Raw genomic sequence first — 26,019 nt, forward strand, 5'->3', positions numbered from 1 at the left:
TATCTTTAATCATGTTAGGGGAATGGTTTTGAAATTAAAAAAATTAAAACTCCAACCGAGAATTACATTAACTATTAGTACACTTATTTTAGTTGTACTTATGCTAACGAGTTATTTATTTTATTACATATTATCTGAAACGGTAGAAGAGCAAATTGGCAAAAGGGCTTTGCATGTTGCGAAAACAGTTGCTGCTATACCTGAAATAAAGGAAGCTTTTCAAAAAGAAAACCCAGCTTCTATTATTCAGCCGATTGCAGAAAGAATTCGAATGGATACAGAGGCTGACTTCATTGTAGTTGGAAATAAAGAGGGGATTCGATATGCACATCCTGAGCGAGATAAAATAGGAGAAGCGATGATTGGTGGAGATAACAAAGGCGTTTTATTAGAAGGAAAATCATATGTTTCGAAAGCAACTGGATCATTAGGCCCTTCATTACGCGGAAAAGTTCCAATCCGTAATCAGGAAAATGAAATCATTGGTGTGGTGTCTGTTGGATTTTCAATGGATGATATTCATGGAGCGGTAGAGGTGTATGGAAAGCGTGTATTTTGGATTACAATAATAGGGCTATTAATTGGAGTAATCGGCTCTATATATTTAGCGGCAAGTATAAAAAGAATGATGTTCGGTATGGAACCAGAAGAAATTTCATCTTTATATGAAGAGCATAGTACAGTGATTCAATCTGTACGTGAAGGGATTATTGTAATCGATAAAAATGGCATGATTAGTTTAGTCAATCAAGCAGCTTATGATATTCTTTCGCTAGATAAACAACAAAATATTATTGGGGAATTTATTTTAAATGTAATTCCTAATTCAACGATACTAGATGTACTTCAAACTGGTGAAGAACAGTTTGATCGCCAATTAAATATAAAAGGACAGGCTGTTATTGCGAACCGTCTACCTATTAAAGTAAAGAATAAAGTAACTGGCGTTGTATCGAGCTTACGTTTGAAATCTGAAATGGATCAGTTAACAGCAGAATTATCTCAGACGAAGCAATATACAGAGGCATTACGAGCGCAAGCGCACGAATATAACAATTTATTGTATACACTTTCAGGTCTTATCCAATTAGAATCATACGAAGATGCTTTAGAGCTTATTCATAAGGAAACAGCGGTATATCAAGATTTTGTTCAATTTATTATGAAGCGGATTCAAAATCCATGGCTAGGTGGAATTTTAATTGGATTTTATAATAGAGCACGAGAGTTGAAGATTGATTTTATGCTAGATAGAGAAAGTGGTTTAGACAAATTAAGTCCACATATTGAGAGTAATTATGTCGTTTCTATTTTAGGAAATTTAATTACGAATGCATTTGAAGCAATTGAAAAAAATGAAGAGAATGATAAGAGAGTAAGGATGTTTGTAACTGATATTGGAGAAGAAATATTAATTGAAGTGGAAGATTCAGGGCAAGGGATTCATGATGAAATAATTACTAGCATATTCTATAAAGGCTTTTCGACGAAAGAAGGAGGAGAGCGAGGATATGGATTAGCAAAAGTGAAAGAGTTAGTAGAAGATTTAAATGGAAGTATTGCAATCGAAAAAGGGGATTTAGGTGGTGCGTTATTTATTATTGCACTACCGAAAGAGAGAGGCGAATAGTAATGGGTGAGGAGATTGAAGTATTAATTGTAGAAGATGATATTCGGATTGCGGACATTCATCGTCGTTTTACTGAAAAAATTGAGGGATTTAAAGTAATTGGAACGGCAACGACTGGAGAACAAGCGAAAGAATGGCTAGAGCTTGTGAAGCCACAGCTTGTTTTATTAGATGTGTACTTACCTGATATGCAAGGAACGGAACTTGTCACATATATTAGGAATCATTTGCACGATACAGATATTATTATGATTACAGCAGCATCGGAAACAGATGTAGTGAGGCATGCTCTGCGGGGCGGAGTAACAGATTATATCGTAAAGCCACTAATGTTTGACCGATTTAAGGCAAGTTTGGAAAGTTATCAAAAAAAGATTATGCAGTTAAAGAAAAACAATCAATTATCTACGGAACAAATTGAATATTTATGGTCTCAAAGAGGCGTGAAGGGAAATGAAATGGAATATGCCCCGAAAGGGATAGACCCTTTAACTTTAGCAAAAATAAAAAAGCATATGTTAACAGTTAATGAAGAAGGGATTACAGCAGAGGTGCTAAGTTCAATGGTAGGCGTAAGTCGATCAACTGCAAGGCGTTATTTAGAGTATTTAATATCTGGGAAGAAAGTTCATGCAGAGCTAATATATGGGAGTGTGGGGAGACCGGAGAGACGGTATTTTCTTGCTTCTTTATAATAAAAAACAGTAGAGGATTTTATTTCTTCTACTGTTTTTTTGCGTCTTATATTGGAATAATCCCAATTACAATTCCAGTAATTAACATAACTATTGTTGTTCCAACGGCCCACAATAAAGTGAAGCGTTGATGTTCACCGAAATCAACTTTGGCCATTCCGACCAATAAATAAGTGGAAGCGACAAGAGGACTTAATAAGTGAACGGGTTGCCCAAGTAAGGAAGCACGTCCCATTTCAGCTGCACTAATTCCGTAAGTAGCAGCAGCCTTAGTTAAAATAGGTAATACCCCAAAGTAAAATGCATCATTGGACATGAAAAATGTGAATGGCATACTAAGAAGAGCTGTAATAATTGGCAATTGTGGTCCAAGTGCATCTGGTATAAGAGTTACTACACTGTTAGCCATGGCATCTACCATTTTTGTTCCAGATAAAATACCAGTGAAAATACCGGCAGCAAATACGAGAGAAACAACTGCTAATACATTCCCTGCATGAGAAGCAATACGTTCTTTCTGTTGCTCTAAGTTTGGATAGTTAATCATAACAGCAATAGCAAAAGCGACTGTAAATAAAACAGGTAACGGCATAACTTCTAGTATGAGACAGACAAGTAATGTAGCGGTTAATAAAAAGTTAATCCATAGAAGTTTAGGACGTTTATGCACTGCGGCTTCGACAGTTGCAGCTTGCTCATCCATTGTTTGCATTTGTTTTAAATACTGTACATCCATAATTCCTAAACGTTTTCTTTCTTTTTTTCCAAGATAGTAAGCAACGAAAACAACCCAAATTGCACCAGCAATCATTCCTGGAATAAGAGGTGTAAATAATTCAGAAGCCTCAAGTCCAAGTGCGCTCATAACACGAGCTGTGGGTCCACCCCAAGGTGTAAGATTTGTTACCCCCGCCCCTAACATAACAACTCCAGCTAATATGAGGGGGTTCATTCCAAGGCGCTTATATAGTGGATACATTGCGGAAACTGTAATCATGTATGTTGTTGTACCGTCACCATCTAGAGAAACGATAATAGTCAATATAGCCGTTCCGACAACGATTTTTAAAGGATCTCCTTTTACAAATTTTAAAATCTTACTAATGACAGGATCGAATAAACCGCTATCAATCATAATCCCAAAATATAAAATAGCGAACATAAGCATAATACCAGTAGGTGCTAATTTTTGAATTCCCTCTAACATCATAGGCCCCATATTGGCATAGAATCCGCCAATTAATGCAAAAACACTCGGAATTAATATTAATGCTACTAGCGCTGACATACGTTTCGTCATAATTAAAAACATAAAGACAAATACCATCGCAAATCCAAGTAGTGCTAACATGTAATTTCCTCCTCAAAAGAATGATTGCGCTTTCAAAATAGAATAAAAATTCAGAAAAGGTTTTTTATTTATAATAAAAGCATCTATTCAAATGGTAAATAATTTGAAAAATAACATCATTAGAAGCATAATTTTTATTTTGTTCATTTTGTTCACGGTAGTTAATTTGAATTTTTAAAAAGTAAGCTGCTCCTCGTAAGAATGGTAGAATAAGATGAAAATAGTGAAGTGTGAAATAGGGAGTAGATGTTATATGAAAACGAGAATTGAAGAGATTTATAGCTCTTATGAAGGAAAAGTAGAGGAGATTTTTATTAATGAATCTTCTTACGTATATGAATGGGAGAAATTACTGATGATCCGAAAAAATGACGGTGAGCTTAAAAAAATTGCAGTCGGGATTAGTGGAAATATAAGATTGGTAAATGTAGAAGTTGGACAGGAAATTAGTGAGGATACATTATTAGTTAAGTTAGAAGATGATTTATTAATTACAGGTTGTGAGTGATGAGAGATGTGTAGAAATAACTACACATCTTTTTTTGTTTCCTATATTACAAAAAGCACATTGTTTTTTCACAAATCTCACACAACCTTTTGGTATTCTTTTCGTGGAGTATACGGTTTCTAGGGAGGAATATTGATGAAAGTAAAATATGTCGTACTTGCTATATGTTTATGTTTCGTATTTACAGTAGTCGGGTGTGGGAAAAAGGAAACAGCAGCTGTTGCCATTGATGAGAAACATGATAAATGTGATATTTGCCAAATTGGGGTAACAGATAATCAATTTGCAACAGAAATTATTTTAGAAAATGGAAAAGCGTTAAAGTTTGATGATATCGGTTGTATGTATAAATGGATGGAGATCAACTCAGATGAAAAGACGAAAGAGAAATTTGTCCGAGATTATGATTCGAAAGATTGGATTTCGTTAGAAGACGCTACTTACGTATATGATAAAACAATAACGACACCGATGGCTTATAATGTCATTTCATTTAAAAATAAAAAAGATGCAGAGAGCTTTGTATCTAACTATAAGGGGAAAGTTCTTTCGTATAAAGAGCTAGCAGAGCATAAATGGGAAATGAATAAAGAGATGATGGGGAAACCGAAAGCAGGAAATCATGGTGGACATCATTAATAGAAAAAGACAACTATGTAGTTGTCTTTTGCTATTATTACTCAGGTGCAAATATAGAAAAGGTGTAAAATTTTTAGCAGAACGGTTACAATGGAATATAGTAACCTAAAGCAATCATTTATGTACTTTTTAGAAATGTATACAAATGCGGTAAAAACGTGCTAAACTAATTGCTTCATAATGTTAATGATGGGGCCATCAGGCGTATCATTTCAATAGGTTGAGAAACATAGTATAAGCTTAAGATAATCCGATTAAAGAAGGAATCTAAAGGGCTTATGGATAAATGTACTCAAGAAGAGTTATTGTATGTGATGGAGGAATGGTTAAGAAAACATTATCTTTCATAGGAGCTGTAGTTGTGAGAAAACAAAAAATTTTATTATGTATTTTATTAGGACTTTTAATGACGGTAGTGGCTTGCGATAAGCAAGAAGAACCAGAATCGAAACCGGTTCATGTGAAAAATGAAAAGAAAAAAGAGAAGCATAAAGAACAGGAAGAATCTAAAGAAGAGAAAAGTATAAATTTAATGGACAAACAGTTGTTACTTTCAGCTACCCTTGGAGACACAGAGACAGCTATGAAGTTGATTCAGGATGGAGCGAATATAAACGTAGAAGGTGACAACGGAGAAACGCCTGTCCTTGCAGCGACGTACCAAAATCATGTAGAGACAGTTAAAGCATTAATTGGTGCAGGTGCTAATATTGAAATTAAAGATGTGAAAAAAAGTAATCCACTTCTTTATGCAAGTAGAGAAGGATATACGGATATTGTAAAAGTATTAATTAATGCAGGAGTTAATACGAAAGAAACGACTAGGTCAGGTGGGACAGCACTTATTTCTGCATCTGAGCGTGGCCATGTAGAGGTTGTTAAAGAATTATTAGAGCATACAGATATTGATGTGAATTATAAAAATGAACGTGGTGGAACAGCGTTATTAGAAGCAATTGTATTAGGAAATGGTAGTGAAAACCATAAGAAAGTAATTCAATTGCTTATTGATCACGGTGCAGATGTAAACATGGCTAACAAGGAACATCTGACGCCACTGCAATACGCTGAAAAAAGAGGTTTTAAAGATATTGTAAATATGTTGAGGGTAGCTGGAGCGAATGAAGTAGTACAGCCACAACAACCAGTAGAGTAAAAAACGGAAAATAATCCCATTTAGATAGACAGAATGAAGAAATCAGTTAGTATGATGGATTCAGTAATGTGTATTTGAATGGGATTTTTATTTTGAATATGAAAAATAGATTATGAATGGATGGTAAATGGAGTAAATAAGGAGGCAACCTTATTTGGCAATTGTAAAAAATGAAAAGGTAGTTTCTGTTTGTTGCAGTGCCAGAAGTACGCCCGTAGCTGCTGAGGCAAGTGTGGAAACTTTAGCGGAATTTCAAGGGAATGGATATGGTACTGATGTTGTTACAGCCTGGGCCTTATCAATACAAGAGGAAAAGCGCATTCCACTTTATAGTACTGCTTGGGATAACTTTGCTTCGCAAGCAGTGGCAAGCAAACTAAAACTTATTAACTATGGAATGAATTTACATATTGATTGAATTTTAAGTATTGTTTCGTTCTATTCGTTTGTATTCAAATATATAGATTAATGTAAATGGTGATATGGTGAATATTAACATTCGGTTAACACCTAATTAACAATCTATCAAAACTGACTTAATAAATGCGTAATATAGTAAAGGTAACAAAATAAATAGGGTAGAGAACATTTGAGAACACCCACTTACATATAATGTGCCACTTTCTTAGGTGTGCTCTATTCCCTAGAGTTCAAATAAGGAGAAAGGCGTTCTATGTAAGTAGGTGTTTTTAGTTTGGATAAAAATAGAACAGTTAGGTGGAAAAAATGTTTAAAGAACCTTATATTGCGATGATAAAGGATTGGAAAGGATACAAAGCATACAAAAAATTGCCGAAAATAGTTTTTCTTATGACTGGTTCAATGCTGGAATTACCAGAGCGTGTATATGAATTGCAGAAACATGGACATGATGTATTTCTTCATTGTGATTTTATACAAGGCTTAAATACGAATACAGAGGAAGCGCTTTTGTATATTCAAGATGTTATCGGGGCACAAGGTATTATTTCAACAAAGGGTTCAACAATTCGAAATGCTAATAAAATTGGATTGAAAACAATTCAACGTATTTTTATTGTAGATACTTTATCCCTTACTAAATCAATTGAAAATTGTAAAACGACTAAACCAAATGCAGTAGAGATTATGCCGGGGATTATGCCTTCTATAATTAAACAGCTAGTAGAGGAAATAGAGTTTCCTATTATTGCAGGTGGGCTGATTCAAACGCGAGAAGATGCGGAAATTGCAATTCATGCAGGAGCAAGTGCGATTTCAACAAGTCATTATGAAGTATGGATACAAGAAGAAAAAAGGAGTGCAACCTTGTGATTGAATTGAAAAATGTTTCAAAGGTATATAAAAATGCAGAAGAGACAGCGGTTAAAGGCGTATCGGTTCATATTAAGAAGGGTGAATTTTTTGTTTTAGTTGGACCTTCGGGATGCGGGAAAAGCACATTATTACGAATGATCGCTGGCTTAGAAGAGATTTCTTCAGGAGATTTAATTATTAATGAACGTGTTGCAAATGATCTAGAGCCGAAAGACCGTAATCTATCAATGGTATTTCAAAATTATGCATTATATCCACACTTATCTGTAGAAGAAAATATTTTATTTGGACTTAAGGTAAGAAAAGTACAAAAAGAAGAGCGACAAAAGCGATTAATGGAAGCTATTGAAATGGTAGGACTGAAAGAGTATGTGAAAATGAAACCAGGCCAATTATCAGGCGGACAAAGACAGCGTGTTGCACTTGCCAGGGCAATTGTGAGTCAAGCACCAATCTGTTTAATGGATGAACCACTTTCGAATTTGGATGCGAAATTACGTGCGCAAATGAGAATTGAAATTAGAGAAATTCAGCAGCGATTAGGAATTACGATGATTTACGTTACCCACGATCAAATAGAAGCGATGACTATGGGAGATCGTATCATGGTTTTAAATAAAGGAAGTATACAGCAAGTTGGAACACCACTTGACATATATAACGAACCAGCAAACGAATTTGTTGCAAGCTTTATAGGTTCTCCTTCTATGAATATAAATGATGGGGAAGTAAATAAAGAAAAAGGTGTATTACATATAGGGCAATTGCAAATTCCATTATCTATTAGACAGTTAAAGCAATTACCAGAAGGAACAATTCGCATAGGCATGCGCCCTGAGCATATTGCACTGTCTGAGGAGGGACAAGAAGTGACGTTGCAATCTGTAGAAGTATTAGGGAATGAATCTATATTGAACTTTGCGGTAAATGGAACAACTTGGAGTGCGAAAGTCATCGGACAGTTACTCTTGAACAAAGGTGACAAAGTAAAATTATTATTCTCGCAAGAAAAGTTATGCTTCTTTAATGAAAACACGAATGAACGCTTAAAAGTGGTAGCTGAAGAAGAGTTGAAAGTGGTGGCGAAATAATGATCGAAGTAAGTAAGTTACCAGTTCAAACAAAGGTGTCAAAAAAGAAAAAATTATGGGGGAGAACGAAAGATTTAAGAATAGGATTATTGTTTTTGGCGCCATCTATTTTGTTATTTTCGATTTTTTTGTTCTATCCATTGTTTAGGACAATTTACTATAGCTTTTATTTAACCGATATACATGGGGAAGCTAATCTTTTCGTTGGCTTAGAAAATTATCAATACTTATTCTCTGATCCAGCCTTCTACAAAAGTATAAAATCAACTTTATTATTTGTTTTATATACAGTGCCTACGAGTATTATATTTGCTTTGTTTCTTGCATTGATTGCAAATGGAAAAGTAAGAGGTATTGGGTTATTCCGAGTTCTGTTTTCTTCGACGATGGGAATATCAGTAGCTGCTAGTGCAGTGATTTGGCTATTTTTATTTCATCCAAGTGTAGGATTATTTAATAATATATTAGCCTCTATGAACCTTCCTGCAATCGCATGGTTAACGAGTCCGGACTGGGCACTATTCTCTGTATCAGTTACAACAGTTTGGGTGAATACAGGTTTTGCATTTTTAGTTATATTAGGTGGTTTACAAAATATCGATACGTCGTTATATGAGAGTGCATCTATAGATGGTGCTAGTTATTTATATAAACTTCGCCGTGTTACATTACCGATGCTATCACCAACTTTATTCTTTATTGTAACAGTAACATTAATTAGTGCGTTCCAAAGCTTTGGGCAAATTGATATTTTAACGCACGGTGGACCAAATGATGCAACGAATTTGATTGTGTACTCGATTTACAAAGAGGCGTTTGTGAATCATCAATTTGGAACAGCAAGTGCACAAGCAATGGTATTATTTGTTTTCATTTTCCTTGCTACATTACTTCAATTTAAGTTTGCTGAGAGAAAGGTGCATTATAAATGATTGTTAAACAGTGGAAACAAAATTTCCTATTATACATGCTGCTCATTATTAGTGCAGTAATGGTATTTTTTCCTGTACTGTATGCATTTTTAATAAGCTTTATGACACCAGACGATATTCAAATGAGAAGGTTATTTCCGACCCAGTTTACTTTTGATAATTTCATTAATATTTTTCAAAAAGTACCACTTTTTACATACTTATATAACAGTTTAATTGTATCGACAGTCGTTATGATTGGACAACTTATCGTATCAAGTTTAGCAGCTTATGCTTTTGTTTTTCTTCAGTTTAAAGGGAGAAACTTAATTTTCTTCCTGTTTATTTCAACGATGCTGATTCCGTGGGAAGCAACGATGGTGCCTAACTTTTTAACGATTCAAAACTTTGGTTGGATCAATAGTTTCGCCGGGATGACAGTGCCGTTTTTTGCAACAGCTTTCGGTATTTTCTTGTTACGTCAACATTTTATGACACTTCCGAATGAACTGAAAGAAGCTGCTTGTATTGAAGGGATTGGAAATATAAGATTTTTATTCAGCGTTGTAATTCCGTATTGTAAAACGAGTTTTATTACGCTTGGAGTATATAGCTTTTTAACAACATGGAATATGTATTTATGGCCACTTTTAGTGACCACTGATGAAAAAGTAAGAACAGTGCAAATCGGTGTGAAGCAGCTTCAGTCTCAAGAAGTTGCAACTGATTGGGGAAGCGTAATGGCCGGTGTTACGGTTATCGTTATTCCAACATTGATTTTACTATTTTTAGGGCAAAAGCAATTACAACAAGGATTAACAAAAGGTGCAATTAAATAACTAAGAGAAGGTGAGATTTAAATGAGTCTAGTTAAAAAAGGTGCTGCTCTATTAATGGCAGCAACAATGGCATTATCTAGTGCCGCTTGTTCAAATAGTAAAACAGAAGGAAAACCTGAAGCACAGGCAAAAGTAGCACCAGTTGAAAAAAATGGTGATAAAACTGTAATTCGCTTCTGGCATGCGATGGGTGGAAAAACACAAGGAGTACTAGATGGTCTTGTTGCAGACTATAATAAGTCACAAAATAAATACGAGATAAAGGCAGAGTTCCAAGGAACATATGAAGAGTCTTTAACGAAATTTAGAACGATGTCTGCAACGAAAGAAGCGCCAGCTCTTGTTCAATCGAGTGAAATTACAACGAAATATATGATTGATAGTAAAAAAATCACACCAATTGATAGCTGGATAAAAAAAGATAAGTACGATACGTCAAAATTAGAAAAAGCAATTACAAATTATTATTCAGTTGATGGAAAAATGTATTCTATGCCATTTAATTCATCTACACCAGTATTAATTTATAATAAAGATGCTTTCGCAAAGGCGGGCTTAGATCCAGAGAAAGCTCCAAAAACATATGCTGAATTACAAGAAGCAGCGAAAAAGTTAACGATTAAAGAAGGCGGAAATGTAAAACAATATGGATTCTCCATGCTTAACTACGGTTGGTTCTTTGAAGAATTGTTAGCGACACAAGGTGCTTTATATGTAGATAACGAAAACGGTCGTAAGGATGCTGCAAAAAAGGCGGTATTTAATGGTAAAGAAGGACAGAAAGTATTTGGAATGTTAGATGATTTAAATAAAGCTGGTGCCCTTGGAAAGTATGGAGCAAGTTGGGATGATATTCGTGCCGCGTTCCAGTCTGGACAAGTTGCTATGTATTTAGATTCTTCAGCTGGTGTTCGTGATTTAATTGATGCATCTAAGTTTAATGTAGGTGTTTCATATATTCCATATCCAGAGGATTCGAAACAAAATGGTGTTGTTATTGGTGGAGCATCATTATGGATGACGAATATGGTTTCAGAAGAAACGCAACAAGGTGCTTGGGACTTTATGAAATATTTAACGAAGCCAGACGTACAAGCAAAATGGCATACTGCAACAGGCTATTTCTCAATTAATCCAGATGCATATAATGAGCCATTAGTAAAAGAGCAATATGAAAAATACCCACAGTTGAAAGTAACAGTAGATCAACTGCAAGCAACGAAGCAATCTCCAGCAACACAAGGGGCTTTAATTAGTGTATTCCCAGAATCACGAGATGCAGTTGTAAAAGCATTAGAAGCGATGTATGACGGGAAGAATAGTAAAGAAGCGTTAGATGAAGCTGCCAAAGCAACAGATAGAGCAATTAGCATTTCAGCTCGTACAAGTCAAAAATAAGAGAAAGCCGTATCCTTAAAAGGGATACGGCTTTCTTTATAGGGAGATAAGGGATCAAAGAAATGATGAAGTCTTATCTCTTTTATATGAGTAAAGGGTCTAGAGTGAATGTTGTCCTTTTCATTATTTATTTAACTCCATTGCGACTTGTTTACCATTTACGAAAACCTCTACTACCGCTACTACAACTTCCATTACTTTTTTCATCTCTCATCTCTCCTTGTTTTTTGTTTCATTTCTTACTTTCAGTATAAGGAGATACAGTAATTACAACTATCGAATTGGATGACAAGAGACTTACATTGTTGTAAGGATAATAGTTTAGTTTGTAATAAAGTGAAACTTTAATCAGCGGGGGTCTTACGGCCCATTAATGCGAGATAAATATGATTCGGGATTTCAATTCTGAACTTTCTGTCGTTTTGAACTATAATTAGAAAGAGGGGGGGATAATATGAAAAGAATTCTTGTTATTAGTGATATTCATGGAGAGATAAAAAAGTTTGAACAGTTATTGGAAGAAGCTCAATATGATGCGAAACAGGATCAATTAATCTTACTGGGAGATTATGTAGATCGTGGTCCAAATGCGCGTGCTGTAATTGAAAAGGTAAGAGAATTGAAAGAAGAGGGAGCACTCATTTTAAAGGGAAATCATGAAGATATGATGATTAAGGCGTTAACGACAAATGAGGAACATTCATGGAACCATTGGGTAAAAAGAAATGGTGGAGATAAGACATTATATAGCTATGGATTTGTAGAAGAAGATATTGCGGTTAATGAGAAAGACTTCCAAAAACCGATTTTACACTCTCGTGTATTAGAGGAACATATAAAGTTTATTCAAGAATTAGATCATTACATTGAAACAGAAGAGTATATATTTGTACATGCTGGGGTTGAACCGATGAAACGAGTTTCTGAATCTGAACCATATACGTTAATGTGGATCCGTAATGAATTTCATAATGGATATAGCGGTGAAAAGGTTGTTGTATTTGGGCATACGGAAACAAAAACGCTTCATGGTAGTGAGGAGTGCGGAGTGTATTTTGGTAGTAATCGTATTATTGGAATTGATGGCGGGGCTGTGTACGGTGGTCAGCTAAATTGTTTGGAATTGCCGAGTAAAAAGGTATATGTAATAAAAAATTGAAAGAGATAAGAGGAATCTTATTTCTTTCAATTTTTTATTAAGCTAAATTTAAGACAAAGTTTTTATAATAAAATTTCAAAATTTTAGAAGGAAATAGTTAAAAATGAAAATACGTAATGTAACTACATTCTTTTGTTATGAAGAGAAGAAATGTAATAATAAATAGAATTGAACTATTTGATGGAAGGTGAGAGCATGCGCTTACTTGTAGTAGAAGATAATGCCTCGTTATTAGAGTCTATCGTACAAATTTTGCGTGATGAATTTGAAGTAGATACGGCAATAAATGGAGAAGATGGATTGTTTTTAGCGCTTCAAAATATATATGATGCAATTTTGCTGGATGTGATGATGCCAGGGATGGATGGATTTGAAGTAATTCAAAAAATACGTGATGAAAAGATTGAAACACCAGTCCTGTTTTTGACAGCGAGAGATTCTTTAGAAGATCGGGTGAAGGGATTGGATTTTGGTGGAGATGACTATATCGTTAAGCCATTTCAGGCCCCTGAATTAAAAGCGAGAATTCGCGCTTTACTACGCAGAAGTGGTAGTTTAACAACGCAGCAAACGATTCGTTATAAAGGGATTGAATTGTTCGGAAAAGATAAAGACGTTCAAGTAGATGGACAAAGTATTAAGTTGACATTGAAACAATATGAGCTACTAGAGTATCTCATTCAAAATAGCGGGAAGATTTTAATGCGTGAACAAATTTTTGATCGTGTTTGGGGATTTGATTCAGATACGACAGTAGCCATTGTGGAAGTGTATGTGCATCATTTGCGTAAAAAATTAGAACCATTCGGTTATCAGAAAGATATTCAAACTGTTCGAGGTATTGGATATATATTAAAAGAACAATGAAAAAGGGAAGTATGTTTCAAAAGACACGCATTCGTTTGACTATAGTGAATTCATTAGTATTTATCCTATTAATAGGTATATTAGGTAGTATTATTTATTCATACACATATAAGCGTATTTATAATGAAGTGGATCAATCTATAAAAATGATGGCTCAGTATAGAGAAAAATTAGATGTTAAAATACCACCAAGAAAACGTATGGAGAATATCCAAATTGGAGATCCGCGAGTAACTAGAATAACTTGGAATGGGAAAATAGTGAAAATAGAGGGCGATAATCGTAAATTCCGTTCAATTTTTGAAGAGAATTTGGAAAAGTTTTCTCCGGAAAAAATAGGGGAGTTACAAGATATCAAAGTACAAGGACGATATTTTAGAGCATTTTCGCTTCAAAAAGATGGAGAAATAGTTCAAATCGTGCGAGATATAACAGCGGAAGAAGGAATGTTAAATACTTTATTTTTAATCCTCGTTATAGGTTGTAGCATAGGAAGTTTATGTGCGATAGGTATCGGCTTTTTCCTAGCTGGCAGAGCACTCGTACCTATTCAAAATTCATGGGAGAAACAGCAGCAATTCGTTTCTGATGCATCACATGAACTAAGGACACCGCTTGCAGTTATTCAATCAAAAACGGATGTGTTATTTCAGTCACCATCCGCTACGATAGAAGAAAAAGCGATGGATATTTCTACAATTTCAAAAGAATGTAGGCGGTTATCAAAACTCGTTAGTAATTTATTATTACTAGCACGTTCTGATTCTAATCAAATTGAGATGGATAAAAAAACATTTGAACTTGATAAATTGTTAGAAGAAATAGTAGCTCCATATAAAGAGATTGCTTCTTATCAAGAAAAAGAAATGATACTAAAAGTAGAACGTGACGTATCTTTTATGGCTGATAGAGAGCGGATTCATCAAATGATGGTCATACTGTTAGATAATGCGATGAAGTATACAAACGAAGGCGGGCATATTCAAATTGATTGCACGCAAACGAGTAGTTCGATTCGCATACAGGTGAAAGATGACGGGATAGGAGTGAAAGAAGAAGATATTCCGAAATTATTTGATCGTTTTTATCAAGGGGATAGAGCAAGAAGTACGTCAGAAGGAGCTGGATTAGGTCTTTCAATCGCAAATTGGATTGTAGAAAAGCATTACGGAAAAATATCAGTAGAGAGCAAATGGGGAGATGGCACTTGTTTTGAAGTGATTTTCCCTAAAAACCAAAAAATATAAGTAAGAAGACGATCTTGTTTTTACAAGGTCGTCTTTTTTTAAGACAAAGTTAAGAAACTATTTATATTATATATGGCATGAAGAAAGTTCGTTACATGAAGAAGAGACTAGGTGTATGTGAGTGGGGTTTATCAATCATAATGTTATCTCAAGCAGCGATGAGATGTATGTATAGTATTAAAAAAACTAGGGGAATGATGGGAAAGAAAGTATAAGAGGGAGGAATTAATTTTGAAAAAGAAAATGATGACGGTATTCACTATTGGAGTAATGAGCTTAAGTATATTAGGGGGTGCCTCTCCTTCTGAAACATCAAAAGGAAAGACAGATTACACACAACGTAGTAAAGAACAATTAAATAATGGAAAGATACATGCTGTGCATACAGAAGAAAAGGCAGAGAATCTAGGTATTGAAACGGAAGGGAAAGAACAAATTACGTTAGAAAAAGAAATTCATGAGACAGAAGTAGGAAGAGAAGCGAAGCAGCTAGGAATTTCGATTGAAGGAAAAGATGTTGGGACGCTGTCAGAAGAAATCTATGAAACAAAAGTAAAGCAAGAAGCGTTAAAACTAGGCATATCTATAGAAAATACATCAATTGTAAATTTAATTAATCAAATTAATACGATTAAAATTAATGATGAAGCGGATAAATTAGGTATTTCGACAAATGGAAAAGAAATAGAGGACATTGCAGAAGAAATCTATGGAACGAAAGTAAGAGAGGAAGCAGGGAAGTTAGGTATTTCACCAAAAGGAAAAGAGATAGAAGTGTTAGCACAAGAGGTGTACGAACAAAAAGTGCAGGAAGAAGCAAAAAAATATCATATTGATTTATATGGGAAAGATATATATCAAGTATTAAGAGAAATTAATGAACAAAAGGTGCTACAATTGGCAGATGAGCTTAATATGGACAAAGCGAACATGAATATTCAAGAGCTAACAGAAAAAATAAAAAAAGATCAACCTGAGAGAGAAAAAGAACTAAATTTTGTACCAGTGATTCGAACGGATGCTGACGCATTTTATTCTTATTTAACGAACTAAAAAGGGCGTGAGAGTGATACGGAGGTTTAAGTGGTATATATGTATAGCATTACTAGCTATAGCGGTATGGAGTGTATATACAAATGGAATTACAAAGTATGGGGAGAAGTGGACATTCTTCAATATACAAAACGGGAAAGAACCGGAATTTAGTAATAATGATGAAAAGGTCATTTTATCAAGTGTACCATTAATTCAGCAACTACCAGAGCTAGATAGAGGCTGTGAAGTGACAAGCTTAGCGATGATGTTACAATACGCTGGTGTTTCAGTGGATAAGATGACATTAGCAAATGAAATAAAAAAAGTTGATTTTATAGACGATGGTGTGCGCGGGAATCCAAATGAAGGATTTGTAGGTAATATTTATACATTTTCTGAATCGGGATATGGTGTATATCATGGGCCACTTTTTCAGTTAGCGGAAAAATATTTACCTAATAAAGCTGTAGACTTAACAGGGAAGAATATAGAAGAAATTTATAAGAGGATAAAAGCAGGGCAACCTGTAGTCATGATCACAAATGCAACATTTGCACCATTAGATGCAGCTGAATTTACTACATGGGAAACAAATAGTGGAGATGTTTCTATTACGTATAATGAACATTGTGTTGTACTTATTGGATATGATCAGGAATTTGTATATATTCGAGATCCACTTGAGGATAGCTTAGATGTAAAAGTACCGAGAGAAACCTTTGAACAGGCATGGGTACAAATGGGAAGTCAGGCAATTAGTTATGTAAAGAGCGTCAAATAAATTAGGACGAAGAGTTTTAGTAATATGACTATAAGGCGAAGGGTAAAAATTTAAGGATTATAAGAGAAGTTTTATAGAGTAGAAGCTGTTAAGAAATAAGAGAACTTTAGCATATATAATGCTAAAGTTCTCTTATTTTTATGATTAAAATACGTATAAGGAGTGGATATGCAAAAATGCATAATTGACGAAAAATTTACATGTTATCATTATATATTGTTTTATGCATGTTAATTGTATAAAATGACACAAGTATCCACATTACATAAAGGAGGCTTATTATGCAAAAAATATTTAACTGGGTTAAATGTATGAGTATCAATAAAAAATTAATCATTTCATTCTTTATTATTTTAACTATACCAGGAATTATTATTGGTGGTGTTTCATATCAAACTGCCAAAACAAATTTTGAACATCAAATGACAGCTAAAGCAAAGGAGAATATTTCGATTTTAAATACTGTTATTTCTCAAAATATAGAAGAGAAATTTGTTGATGCGACGTACTTTGCAGACATCTTAACAGAAGATACATATCTAAATGGACAGGAAGAAATAGTAAGAACGAAGCTAGCGCAATATATAAAACTTCATCCAGAAGTAGAAGGTATTTATATTGGAACAGAGACGGGAAAGTTTATAAGAGAACCATTTATCCAAATGGCTGATGGATACAATCCAAGAGATAGATCTTGGTATAAAGAAGCACATGAAAATAAAGGGAAAGTAATTGTTACTTCACCATATCAATCAGCATCTACCAAAAATATGGTAGTGACAATTGCTAAAGAAGTAAAAGATGGTAAAGGTGTTATAGGAATTAACTTAAATTTAGATAACATCTTAAAAATTTCCAAAATGATTAATATTGGTGAAAAAGGTTATGCAGTTATTTTAGATCAAAATAAGCAAATTGTTAGTCATCCATCTAGAAAACCAGGTGCAAAAGTTACTGATCCTTGGATTAAACCAATTTATGAAGAAAAACAAGGAAATGTGTCTTATACAGAACAAGATGATAAAAAGAATTTAATCTTTGTAACAAATGAGAAAACAGGCTGGAAAGTAGTTGGTGTTATGTTCGATGAAGAAATTAACCAAGCTGCCAGTCCAGTGTTTTATAAGACTTTGATTGTCATTGCTATTGCTATTGCATTTGGTAGTATATTAATTTATTTCATTACAAAGTCTATTACAGGGCCATTACGAAAAATAGCTGAATCGGCATATAAAATTAGTAAGGGAGATTTAACAGAGAAAATTACAATCCATTCCAAGGATGACATAGGGAAATTAGGGAATTCATTTAATGAAATGTCTATGTCTTTACAAGATGTTATTACCCAAATTAGCTTTTCAGCAGAACATGTTGCAGCATCGGCTGAAGAGTTAACAGCGAGCGTACAGCAAGCAAATGATGCGACAGATCAAATTACAATTGCGATGGAACAAGTATCAGGTGGGGCTGAGTCACAAAGTCAAGGTGTTGAAGAAGGTGCGGCTACATTACAACAAGTAAATACAGCAATTCAAGATGTAACTGGAAGCGCAGAGTCAATTTCTATTTCCTCATTACATGCCCGTGAAAGAGCTGAAGAGGGAGAAGATTTAGTTGAACAAACCGCAAAACAAATGCAGTCTATTTCTAGGTCGGTATCCGAGTCAGATGCTATTATTAAACTTCTTGATGAGAAATCAAAGCAAGTAGGAGCTATTTCTGAAGCAATTCAAAACATTGCAACTCAAACAAACTTATTAGCTTTAAATGCGGCTATTGAAGCAGCAAGAGCAGGTGAACAGGGACGAGGATTTGCTATTGTAGCAGATGAGGTTAGAAAATTAGCAGAGCAATCAGGAGAGTCATCTGGAGAGATTGCAAATTTAATTGCAGAAATTAAGGCGGATATTGAACATACTGTTAAGGCGATGGATAATGTGAATGGAGAAGTTCAACAAGGCCTTGATGTTGTAACAAAAACGAAAGTAAGTTTTACGGAAATTTTAAGTTCTACTACACATATTGTTTCTCAAGTTAATCAAATGGTAGAAACAACGAAGAGAATTGCTGGAGATGCAAATGAAGTGACAAATGCTATTGATGAAATTGCAGCTGCTGCAGAAGAAAATACAGCTAGTATGCAAAGTGTTGCAGCTTCAACAGAAGAACAGGTTAATTCCATGGAGGAAATTAGTTCAGCTTCGCAAAACTTAGCTGAGATGGCAGAAGAACTACAAGCGATGACTAGTAAATTTAAAGTATAATAACAGCAGATAAGTAAGGTGAAAATAATATCACCTTACTTATTTTTCTATTCAGCAATTAGGGGAGTCATTAACAGGATGAAAAAAAGAAAAAGACTATGGAATTTATGGAAAACGATTACATTGTTAGTTTGTACAGTTGTAATTTTTTCTTTACTTGTGACAGATATATTAATTAGTCATAATGTAGAACGGACGACGGAGGATAGCCAAGCAGAGAAAGCAAAAACAATTGCACACATTGTGGCGAATGATTCGATTGTAATCGATGGTTTGGTTGGGAAAGCAGATACCTCTGCAATCCAAACGTATACAAATAGAATATTACAAAACACAGGTGTTCAATTTATTGTAGTTATGGACATGAATGGAATAAGAAAGTCACATCCAAATCCTCAAAAAATAGGGCATCATTTTATTGGGGGAGATGAAGGGCCTGCATTGAAAGGAAAAGAACATGTATCGTTAGCAGAAGGAACTTTAGGTATTTCCATGCGAGTGTTTGTACCAATATTTTCTGAAACAGGTGAACAACTTGGAGCAGTGGCTGTTGGTATTTCAGCAGATAATGTAAAAGAGAGAGTTAAGGAAAGTAGACATATTATTTATATTGGTGTCGGAGTGGGGGTATTAGTCGGAATTATAGGAGCAATATTGCTAGCTAGACATATAAAGAAAAGTTTATTCGGTCTTGAGCCGCACAGGATAGCAAAAATTCTTGAAGAAAGAAATACGATGCTACAATCTGTAAAGGAAGGTATTATTGCTGTAGATAAAGAGGCTAGAGTAACGTTAATTAATAATGAAGCGAAACGTCTATTTAAAAAAAGCGGACTTGAAGAAGATTTTATCGGTAAAGATGTTGAGTTGTATATGCCAAATTCACGTATAAAAGAAGTATTGCAAACGGGAGAAGTACAATTAAACGAAGAACAAAATATTTATGGAATTACGATTGTGACGAATCGAGTTCCTTTATATGTAAAAGGAGAAATAGTTGGTGCAATTGCAACATTTCGTGATAAAACAGAGATTAGAAAACTAGCAGAGGAACTAACTGGTATTAGACTATATGCAGAAGCATTACGGGCACAATCTCATGAGTTTATGAATAAGATGCATGTCGTATTAGGGCTTACACATATGAAACAGTATGAAGAATTACAGAAGTATATAAGCGGCATGGTATCAGAGCATCAATATGAAATTGGTGGAGTTATGAAAAGAATAAAAAGTCCAGTATTTGCTGGTTTTTTACTAGGTAAGCTCAGCTATGCTAGAGAGAAAAATATAAAATTAATTATAAGTGAAGATTCTTACATGCCGGAAATAGATGTTGAAAGTATTACTCATGAACTTATTACGATTGTCGGAAATTTAATTGATAATGCATTAGAGGCAGTTACGAATTGTGAAAAGAAGCGAGTTGAAGTTAAGATACAACATGGGGATATACTAACTATTACAGTGCAAGATACGGGAAAAGGTATACAAGAAAAAGAAATAGAGGAATTATTTACGAAAGGTTATTCCACAAAGGGAGATAACCGCGGTTATGGTTTGTATCTTGTAAAAGAAAGTATACAGCGAATAAATGGGGAAATTCATATGCATTCATTAGTAGGAAAGGGAACAACGATAACGATTGAAATACCTAAAGGTAGGGATGAGAGGCAAATATGATTAAAGTTTTAATTGTAGAAGATGACCCGATGGTAGCAATGTTAAATACGCATTATTTAGAGCAAGTAGGAGGATTTGAACTTGTTCAAGCAGTTAACTCAGTAAAGTCAGCGATAGAAATATTAGAGAAATCACAAGTAGATTTAGTATTACTTGATATTTTTATGCCTGAAGAGACTGGTTTTGAGCTTTTAATGTATATCCGGAACCAAGAAAAAGAAAGCGATATTATAATGATTTCAGCTGTACATGATATGGGAAGTATAAAAAAAGCATTACAATATGGCGTAGTAGATTATTTAATTAAACCATTTACATTTGAACGATTTAAAGAGGCATTAACTATATATCGAGAAAAACTTACTTTCATGAAAGAACAACAAAAAATTAGTCAATCGGAATTAGATTCATTAATTTTACAAAAAGAAAAAAGAGAGCCTACTGTGACGAAAGAGCTTCCAAAAGGGTTAACGAAGCAAACGTTGCAATTAATTTGGCAGAAGATCGAGTCTCTGAATGGAAGAGTATTTACAACAGATGAAATGGCACAATTAGTTGGAATTTCAAGAGTTTCTATTCGAAAATATGTAATGTTTCTGACTGACATTGGGGTGTTAGAAAACGAAATGATGTACCAACATGTGGGAAGACCTGTAAGTAAATTAAGATGTGTTGATCAAAAGAAAATAGAGTTTTACGTATAAGCGACTTAACATAAGTCGCTTATACTTTTTTTAATTACAAAATCAATTACAAAACTTACAAAAACTATTTTTACTATTGAAAGCGTTTTAATATTGTTATTAAGAAAACGAGGGGGTGCCATATGGGAATTCAAAAGAATGTGGAAGCGGTATCATTTTCTGAAGGAAATGAAGTACAAAGAGAATCTTTCGCTTCTAAAATTATGAATGTAAAAATCGGTGTTATACCTTTACCGTTATATGTAGTATTGGCTGCTATTATTTATGGGGCATCTGTATATAATAAATTGCCAGCAGATATGATTGGTGGATTTGCAGTTATTATGATCATGGGGATTTTCTTAGGCGATATTGGGATGAGAATTCCAATTTTAAAAAATATCGGTGGTCCAGCAATACTTTCGTTATTTATTCCATCATTACTTGTATTTTTTAACTGGATGAATCCAGCTTCAATGGAAGCTGCGACTATGTTAATGAAAAAATCGAACTTTTTATATTTATATATTTCTTGTTTAGTAGTCGGAAGTATTTTAGGAATGAACCGTAAAGTGTTAGTACAAGGTTTCGTTCGTATGTTTATTCCTTTAGTAATAGGGACGTTAGCTTCTGTAGCAGTAGGATTATTGGTCGGTTCATTATTTGGATTTGAAATGAAGCACACATTCTTCTTTATCATCGTACCAATTGTGAGTGGTGGTATCGGGGAAGGGATTTTACCATTGTCGCTAGCTTATAGTGATATTTTAAATGAATCATCAGCAACGTTTGTATCACAGCTTATTCCAGCAGCTATTATTGGAAATATGTTCGCAATTGTAAGTGCAGGGTATATGAAGCGTTTAGGTGAGAAGAAACCGGAGCTTAGTGGTAACGGTGTATTAGTGAAAACAGACAATCAAGCAGAATTATTAAAAGAACAAAATACAGAGAAGCCAATTGACTTCTCATTAATGGGAGCAGGTTTATTAATTGCGTGTACGTTCTTCATCTTCGGAGGATTTGCTTCTAAGTTCATCGGTATTCCTGGGGCAATCATTATGATTTTCTCAGCAGCGCTTGTGAAATACTTTAAATTAATGCCAGCAAAAATGGAGCAAGGAGCATTCCATTTATATAAATTTATTTCGAAGAATTTAACTTGGCCTTTAATGGTTGGATTAGGATTGCTATATATTCCGTTAAAAGACGTAGCAGCAGTTCTTTCAGTAGGATATGTTGTTGTGTGCGCATCGGTTGTTCTTACAATGGTAGCATCAGGTTTTCTTGTAGGGAAAGTGATGAAAATGTATCCAGTTGAATCAGCGATTGTAACTGGATGTCATAGCGGTTTAGGTGGAACTGGAGATGTTGCTATTTTATCAGCTTCAAATCGTATGGAATTAATGCCGTTCGCGCAAATTTCGACTCGTTTAGGCGGAGCGGCAATGGTTGTAACAGCGACAATATTATTAAAGATGTTTTCATGATCAAACAAGCTAGCTATATTCATATAGCTAGCTTGTCAAATTAAGGGGAGATTATAAGTATGTTAGCAAATCAAATTAATGAAAGATCATTGTTATTGCATAAAGAATTAGTAGGGAAAATTGAAATTACAAGTAAAGTAGAAGTAAATTCAGCGGATGATTTAAGCCTGACGTATACACCAGGTGTAGCGGAGTCTTGTAAAGCAATTGCGGCAGATGAAGAAACGGTGTATGACTATACAGCACGTGGTAATATGGTGGCAGTTGTCTCAGATGGAACAGCGGTACTCGGTTTAGGAAACATTGGACCGAAAGCGGCTATGCCTGTTATGGAAGGAAAAAGTATTTTGTTTAAGAAGTTTGCGAATGTAGATGCTTTCCCATTATGTTTAGGCACAACGGATGTAGATGAAATCGTTACCCTTGTGAAAAATTTAGAGCCTACATTTGCAGGGATTAATTTAGAAGATATTGCAGCACCGCGTTGTTTTGAAATTGAAAAACGATTAAAAGAAGAAACGAATATTCCTGTATTCCATGATGATCAACATGGAACAGCTATTGTCGTTTTAGCAGCTGTTATTAATGCATTAAAAGTTGTTAGCAAACAAATGGATAATGTGAAAATCGTTATTAACGGTGCGGGTTCGGCAGGAATTGCAATTGGAAAATTATTATTAAAGGCTGGTGCAAAGCACATTACGCTAGTTAGCCTAGAAGGTATTGTTTGTGAAGGTGAAACATGGATGAACGAAGCACAAATTGAAGTTTCAAAAAAGACAAATCGTGAACATGTGCGTGGAACGTTAAAAGAAGCGATTAACCAAGCTGATATTTTTATTGGCGTATCTGCTCCTAACGTATTAACGAAAGAACTTGTACAGACGATGAATGCGAAAGCAATTGTGTTTGCAATGGCGAATCCAATTCCAGAAATCTTCCCTGAGGATGCATTAGAGGCTGGGGCAGCTGTAGTAGGAACTGGGCGCTCGGATTATGCGAATCAAGTAAATAATGTATTGGCGTTTCCCGGAATATTCCGCGGTGCGTTAGATGTGCGCGCAACTGATATTACAGAAGAGATGAAATTAGCGGCAGCATATGGGATCGCTAACATCATTACTGATGAAGAACGTAATGCGAATTATGTAATCCCGAATCCATTAGATAAAAGAGTTGTTCCAAGTGTTGCGGAAGCAGTAGCGAAAGCAGCTATTGATTCAGGCGTGGCACAAATTACGAAAATACCACGTTATTAATAGCTAAAAGCAGTGCCTAAAAGGCACTGCTTTTTTGAGATAAGAAATCAAAATAATGAAGAAGTGTAGAATTATTTATGTTTCTTCACTATTTATTTAATTCCATTGCAACTTGTTTACCATTCACTAAAACCTCAGTTACTGCTACGATTACTTCTATCATTTTTTTCATCTCTCATCTCTCCTCGTTCATTTCTTACTTTAAGTATAAGAGAAGAGAGATAATTCAACTATCGAAGTACATGACGTAGAAATTACATTGTTGTAAGAAAGTGGTTTATTTTTGTCGCTTTACTCAGCGGTGATTACAAACTGATCATAATATTTTTCATTCACATATATATTTAATAACCATAATCCAGATGAAGGTAGTGACATAGCGAGAGGGAGTTCGCTTGTAGTAGAATTGATTGTATTTGAAGTAGTCCAAGTTTGTTTGGAAATTTCTTTTTGAAAGAGTACTGGTGTTGGCGTTACAGATCCTTGTTTTAGCGCAATAATAGACAATTTTCCAGTTGGTATTTCAGAATCTAGAAAGTACCACATTATTTCATTTTGTTCATTTGCGATAATAGGACTATCAGCCATTGCGATTTTTCCTTCGATGCCTTTTAAAGGTATTTTTCCGTCTATGAATGAGGGTGCTTCTTCCCAATTTACATCTTTTAAAACACTAAGATGAAAGAAGGAAGGTGCGTTTACTTGATTGGACGTTGCGACAGCTTCAGTTTTAGATGCTTTTGAATCAGGTTGTGCTTGTGTGCATCCAGTGATGAGGAAGGAGAGAAGTAGCATAGTTCCGATTTTTTTCATGGTGCCACACTCCTAGTTTTTATTGTTAGTGTAATTGTATTTGCTAGAAGGCGGGACAATTCCTTTAAAATGTCAAAAGAGGTCGTAAGTTTTGTACGACCTCTTTTGACATTTTGTATCCCGTAAAAGCCCGATTGGTGTAGGTTAATAATCAGTGGGAGATAGCCCCACTAATTAAAGTTTCATTTTATATTTGTTCCGTTGTATAGGTTGGTTCGGTTTCTTTTTGAGGCATCGTCAAAAAAATAACGGACAGAACGATACATATGCCGCCTAATAATTGATATGCTCCAAAAGATTCATTTAGCCAAGTGATTGAAACGATGGCAGCTACAAGGGGTTCAATGCTAGATAAAATGCTTGTTTCTGTTGCTGCTAAATATTTAAGACTACCGATATACAGAAGGAAAGAAAGGGTACCACTAATAATGATAAGAATAAGCATAGAAAAAGTTTTTAGTGTAAAGGTTTGTGAAAATTGATTCCACCCGAATGAATGATTATAAATAAGTAGTGCAATTCCTCCGATTAACATCCCCCAACCAATTACTATAGTTGTTCCGCATGCTTTAATAAGTGAAGCTGGATGAAGGGTATAAAATGCAAATCCAATTGCTGTTAATAGTCCAAAAATAATAGCTTCTTTAGATAAAACAATATTTTCAATTGAGCCATTTGTAATAATAAAGTATGTTCCTATTAGCGCGGCTATAATTGCGAATAGTTGCATGGAAGCAGGGAATTTTCTTTGTTCAAATGCAACATACATGGTAATAAGAACAGGACCTAGAAATTGAAATAGCGTTGCTGTGACCGCGTTACTAATATGAACCGTTTCGATAAAGGCGTATTGCGCACCAAGCATGCCGAGAATAGAGAAAATAATAAGTTGTATAGAATATCTAGGATGTTTCCAAATTTGAAATATGTTTTGTTTCTTTATAAGTAAGAAAGACAAAATAAATATTCCTGCAAGTAACAATCGAATTGTTAAAAAATCAATTGAGGATACATTAGTATGCTGAAATAGCCACTGAATCATTGGACCAGATAATCCCCATAATGTAGCCCCTGTAATAATCATAATGAGTCCGATACGTCTACCATTGTTCATTATCATGTTTCTCCTCTCCAGTATTTGATTTTTTATGTGTGACATGATAAAAGGAATTATATATAAAATCTGGTACTGTAAAAAGTATCAGATTTTAATTTTATTAAGGG

At 34.6% G+C, this 26,019-nt stretch carries 23 protein-coding genes and 2 pseudogenes; 22 read left to right on the top strand and 3 right to left on the bottom strand.

Annotated elements, in window-relative coordinates; all coding sequences use genetic code 11:
* Nucleotides 1-22: 22 nt before the first annotated feature.
* Together DN407_RS02895 and DN407_RS02900 are read left to right on the top strand one after the other, a co-directional pair.
* A complete protein-coding gene (locus DN407_RS02895; RefSeq protein ID WP_002060713.1) occupies nucleotides 23-1,630 on the top strand; it encodes an ATP-binding protein in 1,608 nt (535 codons plus the stop codon).
* A gap of 2 nt (nucleotides 1,631-1,632) precedes the next feature.
* Nucleotides 1,633-2,325, top strand: coding sequence for a response regulator (locus DN407_RS02900; RefSeq protein WP_149215988.1), 693 nt, complete (start codon nucleotides 1,633-1,635; stop codon nucleotides 2,323-2,325).
* Nucleotides 2,326-2,371: 46 nt separating this feature from the next.
* Here DN407_RS02900 and DN407_RS02905 read toward each other — a convergent pair whose 3' ends face one another.
* Nucleotides 2,372-3,676 (bottom strand): CitMHS family transporter, encoded by a 1,305-nt coding sequence (locus tag DN407_RS02905; protein ID WP_065223326.1) that lies wholly within the window; start codon nucleotides 3,674-3,676, stop codon nucleotides 2,372-2,374.
* A gap of 253 nt (nucleotides 3,677-3,929) precedes the next feature.
* Between DN407_RS02905 and DN407_RS02910 the strand changes: the two genes are divergently transcribed.
* From DN407_RS02910 to DN407_RS03000, 20 genes and pseudogenes are all read left to right on the top strand, one after another.
* Nucleotides 3,930-4,184, top strand: a complete 255-nt coding sequence (locus DN407_RS02910) for a hypothetical protein (RefSeq protein WP_000857377.1) — start codon at nucleotides 3,930-3,932, stop codon at nucleotides 4,182-4,184.
* 135 nt (nucleotides 4,185-4,319) lie between these two features.
* Complete coding sequence (locus DN407_RS02915; protein ID WP_000865665.1) at nucleotides 4,320-4,823, top strand: nitrous oxide reductase accessory protein NosL; 504 nt, start codon at nucleotides 4,320-4,322, stop codon at nucleotides 4,821-4,823.
* Between the two features lie 286 nt (nucleotides 4,824-5,109).
* On the top strand, nucleotides 5,110-5,979 hold the full coding sequence (locus DN407_RS02920) for an ankyrin repeat domain-containing protein (protein WP_149215989.1): 870 nt from the start codon (nucleotides 5,110-5,112) through the stop codon (nucleotides 5,977-5,979).
* A gap of 142 nt (nucleotides 5,980-6,121) precedes the next feature.
* Nucleotides 6,122-6,397: pseudogene (locus tag DN407_RS02925) on the top strand (GNAT family N-acetyltransferase); the annotation flags it as partial.
* 308 nt (nucleotides 6,398-6,705) lie between these two features.
* Nucleotides 6,706-7,272, top strand: coding sequence for a glycerol-3-phosphate responsive antiterminator (locus DN407_RS02930; RefSeq protein ID WP_149215990.1), 567 nt, complete (start codon nucleotides 6,706-6,708; stop codon nucleotides 7,270-7,272).
* On the top strand, nucleotides 7,269-8,366 hold the full coding sequence (locus tag DN407_RS02935) for an ABC transporter ATP-binding protein (RefSeq protein WP_000571387.1): 1,098 nt from the start codon (nucleotides 7,269-7,271) through the stop codon (nucleotides 8,364-8,366). Before DN407_RS02930 ends, DN407_RS02935 begins: the two co-directional genes overlap by 4 nt.
* On the top strand, nucleotides 8,366-9,298 hold the full coding sequence (locus tag DN407_RS02940; RefSeq protein ID WP_000573803.1) for a carbohydrate ABC transporter permease: 933 nt from the start codon (nucleotides 8,366-8,368) through the stop codon (nucleotides 9,296-9,298). The genes DN407_RS02935 and DN407_RS02940 overlap by 1 nt, the downstream gene beginning before the upstream one ends.
* The gene (locus DN407_RS02945; RefSeq protein ID WP_149215991.1) at nucleotides 9,295-10,116 is read left to right on the top strand and encodes a carbohydrate ABC transporter permease; all 822 of its coding nucleotides are present in this window, start codon (nucleotides 9,295-9,297) and stop codon (nucleotides 10,114-10,116) included. Before DN407_RS02940 ends, DN407_RS02945 begins: the two co-directional genes overlap by 4 nt.
* Nucleotides 10,117-10,137: 21 nt before the next feature.
* The gene (locus tag DN407_RS02950) at nucleotides 10,138-11,514 is read left to right on the top strand and encodes an ABC transporter substrate-binding protein (protein ID WP_000060579.1); all 1,377 of its coding nucleotides are present in this window, start codon (nucleotides 10,138-10,140) and stop codon (nucleotides 11,512-11,514) included.
* Nucleotides 11,515-11,968: 454 nt separating this feature from the next.
* The gene (locus DN407_RS02955; RefSeq protein WP_000821994.1) at nucleotides 11,969-12,673 is read left to right on the top strand and encodes a metallophosphoesterase family protein; all 705 of its coding nucleotides are present in this window, start codon (nucleotides 11,969-11,971) and stop codon (nucleotides 12,671-12,673) included.
* Nucleotides 12,674-12,868: 195 nt separating this feature from the next.
* Complete coding sequence (locus tag DN407_RS02960; RefSeq protein WP_001238623.1) at nucleotides 12,869-13,540, top strand: response regulator transcription factor; 672 nt, start codon at nucleotides 12,869-12,871, stop codon at nucleotides 13,538-13,540.
* Nucleotides 13,537-14,787 (top strand): sensor histidine kinase, encoded by a 1,251-nt coding sequence (locus DN407_RS02965; RefSeq protein ID WP_000715830.1) that lies wholly within the window; start codon nucleotides 13,537-13,539, stop codon nucleotides 14,785-14,787. Before DN407_RS02960 ends, DN407_RS02965 begins: the two co-directional genes overlap by 4 nt.
* Nucleotides 14,788-15,018: 231 nt before the next feature.
* Nucleotides 15,019-15,840, top strand: a complete 822-nt coding sequence (locus DN407_RS02970) for a hypothetical protein (protein ID WP_000728596.1) — start codon at nucleotides 15,019-15,021, stop codon at nucleotides 15,838-15,840.
* 13 nt (nucleotides 15,841-15,853) lie between these two features.
* A complete protein-coding gene (locus tag DN407_RS02975) occupies nucleotides 15,854-16,603 on the top strand; it encodes a C39 family peptidase (RefSeq protein WP_000621163.1) in 750 nt (249 codons plus the stop codon).
* Between the two features lie 422 nt (nucleotides 16,604-17,025).
* Nucleotides 17,026-17,928, top strand: a pseudogene (locus tag DN407_RS32880) (HAMP domain-containing protein); the annotation flags it as partial.
* A gap of 120 nt (nucleotides 17,929-18,048) precedes the next feature.
* A complete protein-coding gene (locus DN407_RS32885; protein ID WP_432804035.1) occupies nucleotides 18,049-18,867 on the top strand; it encodes a methyl-accepting chemotaxis protein in 819 nt (272 codons plus the stop codon).
* Between the two features lie 78 nt (nucleotides 18,868-18,945).
* The gene (locus tag DN407_RS02985; protein WP_000746423.1) at nucleotides 18,946-20,550 is read left to right on the top strand and encodes a sensor histidine kinase; all 1,605 of its coding nucleotides are present in this window, start codon (nucleotides 18,946-18,948) and stop codon (nucleotides 20,548-20,550) included.
* Nucleotides 20,547-21,254, top strand: a complete 708-nt coding sequence (locus tag DN407_RS02990) for a response regulator (protein WP_149215993.1) — start codon at nucleotides 20,547-20,549, stop codon at nucleotides 21,252-21,254. Before DN407_RS02985 ends, DN407_RS02990 begins: the two co-directional genes overlap by 4 nt.
* A 122-nt stretch (nucleotides 21,255-21,376) precedes the next feature.
* Nucleotides 21,377-22,723 (top strand): 2-hydroxycarboxylate transporter family protein, encoded by a 1,347-nt coding sequence (locus tag DN407_RS02995; RefSeq protein WP_098451048.1) that lies wholly within the window; start codon nucleotides 21,377-21,379, stop codon nucleotides 22,721-22,723.
* Between the two features lie 59 nt (nucleotides 22,724-22,782).
* Nucleotides 22,783-23,982: an NAD(P)-dependent malic enzyme gene (locus DN407_RS03000; RefSeq protein WP_149215994.1), complete on the top strand. Its 1,200-nt coding sequence runs from the start codon at nucleotides 22,783-22,785 to the stop codon at nucleotides 23,980-23,982.
* 291 nt (nucleotides 23,983-24,273) lie between these two features.
* On the opposite strand, the gene DN407_RS03005 is transcribed toward DN407_RS03000, so the two are convergent.
* Nucleotides 24,274-24,795 (bottom strand): DUF4871 domain-containing protein, encoded by a 522-nt coding sequence (locus tag DN407_RS03005; RefSeq protein ID WP_000719682.1) that lies wholly within the window; start codon nucleotides 24,793-24,795, stop codon nucleotides 24,274-24,276.
* Between the two features lie 187 nt (nucleotides 24,796-24,982).
* Nucleotides 24,983-25,909, bottom strand: a complete 927-nt coding sequence (locus DN407_RS03010) for a DMT family transporter (RefSeq protein ID WP_097856369.1) — start codon at nucleotides 25,907-25,909, stop codon at nucleotides 24,983-24,985.
* Nucleotides 25,910-26,019 lie beyond the last annotated feature (110 nt).

It is taken from the genome of Bacillus sp. JAS24-2, from assembly GCF_008274905.1.
Taxonomy (GTDB): Bacteria; Bacillota; Bacilli; order Bacillales; family Bacillaceae_G; genus Bacillus_A; species Bacillus_A cereus.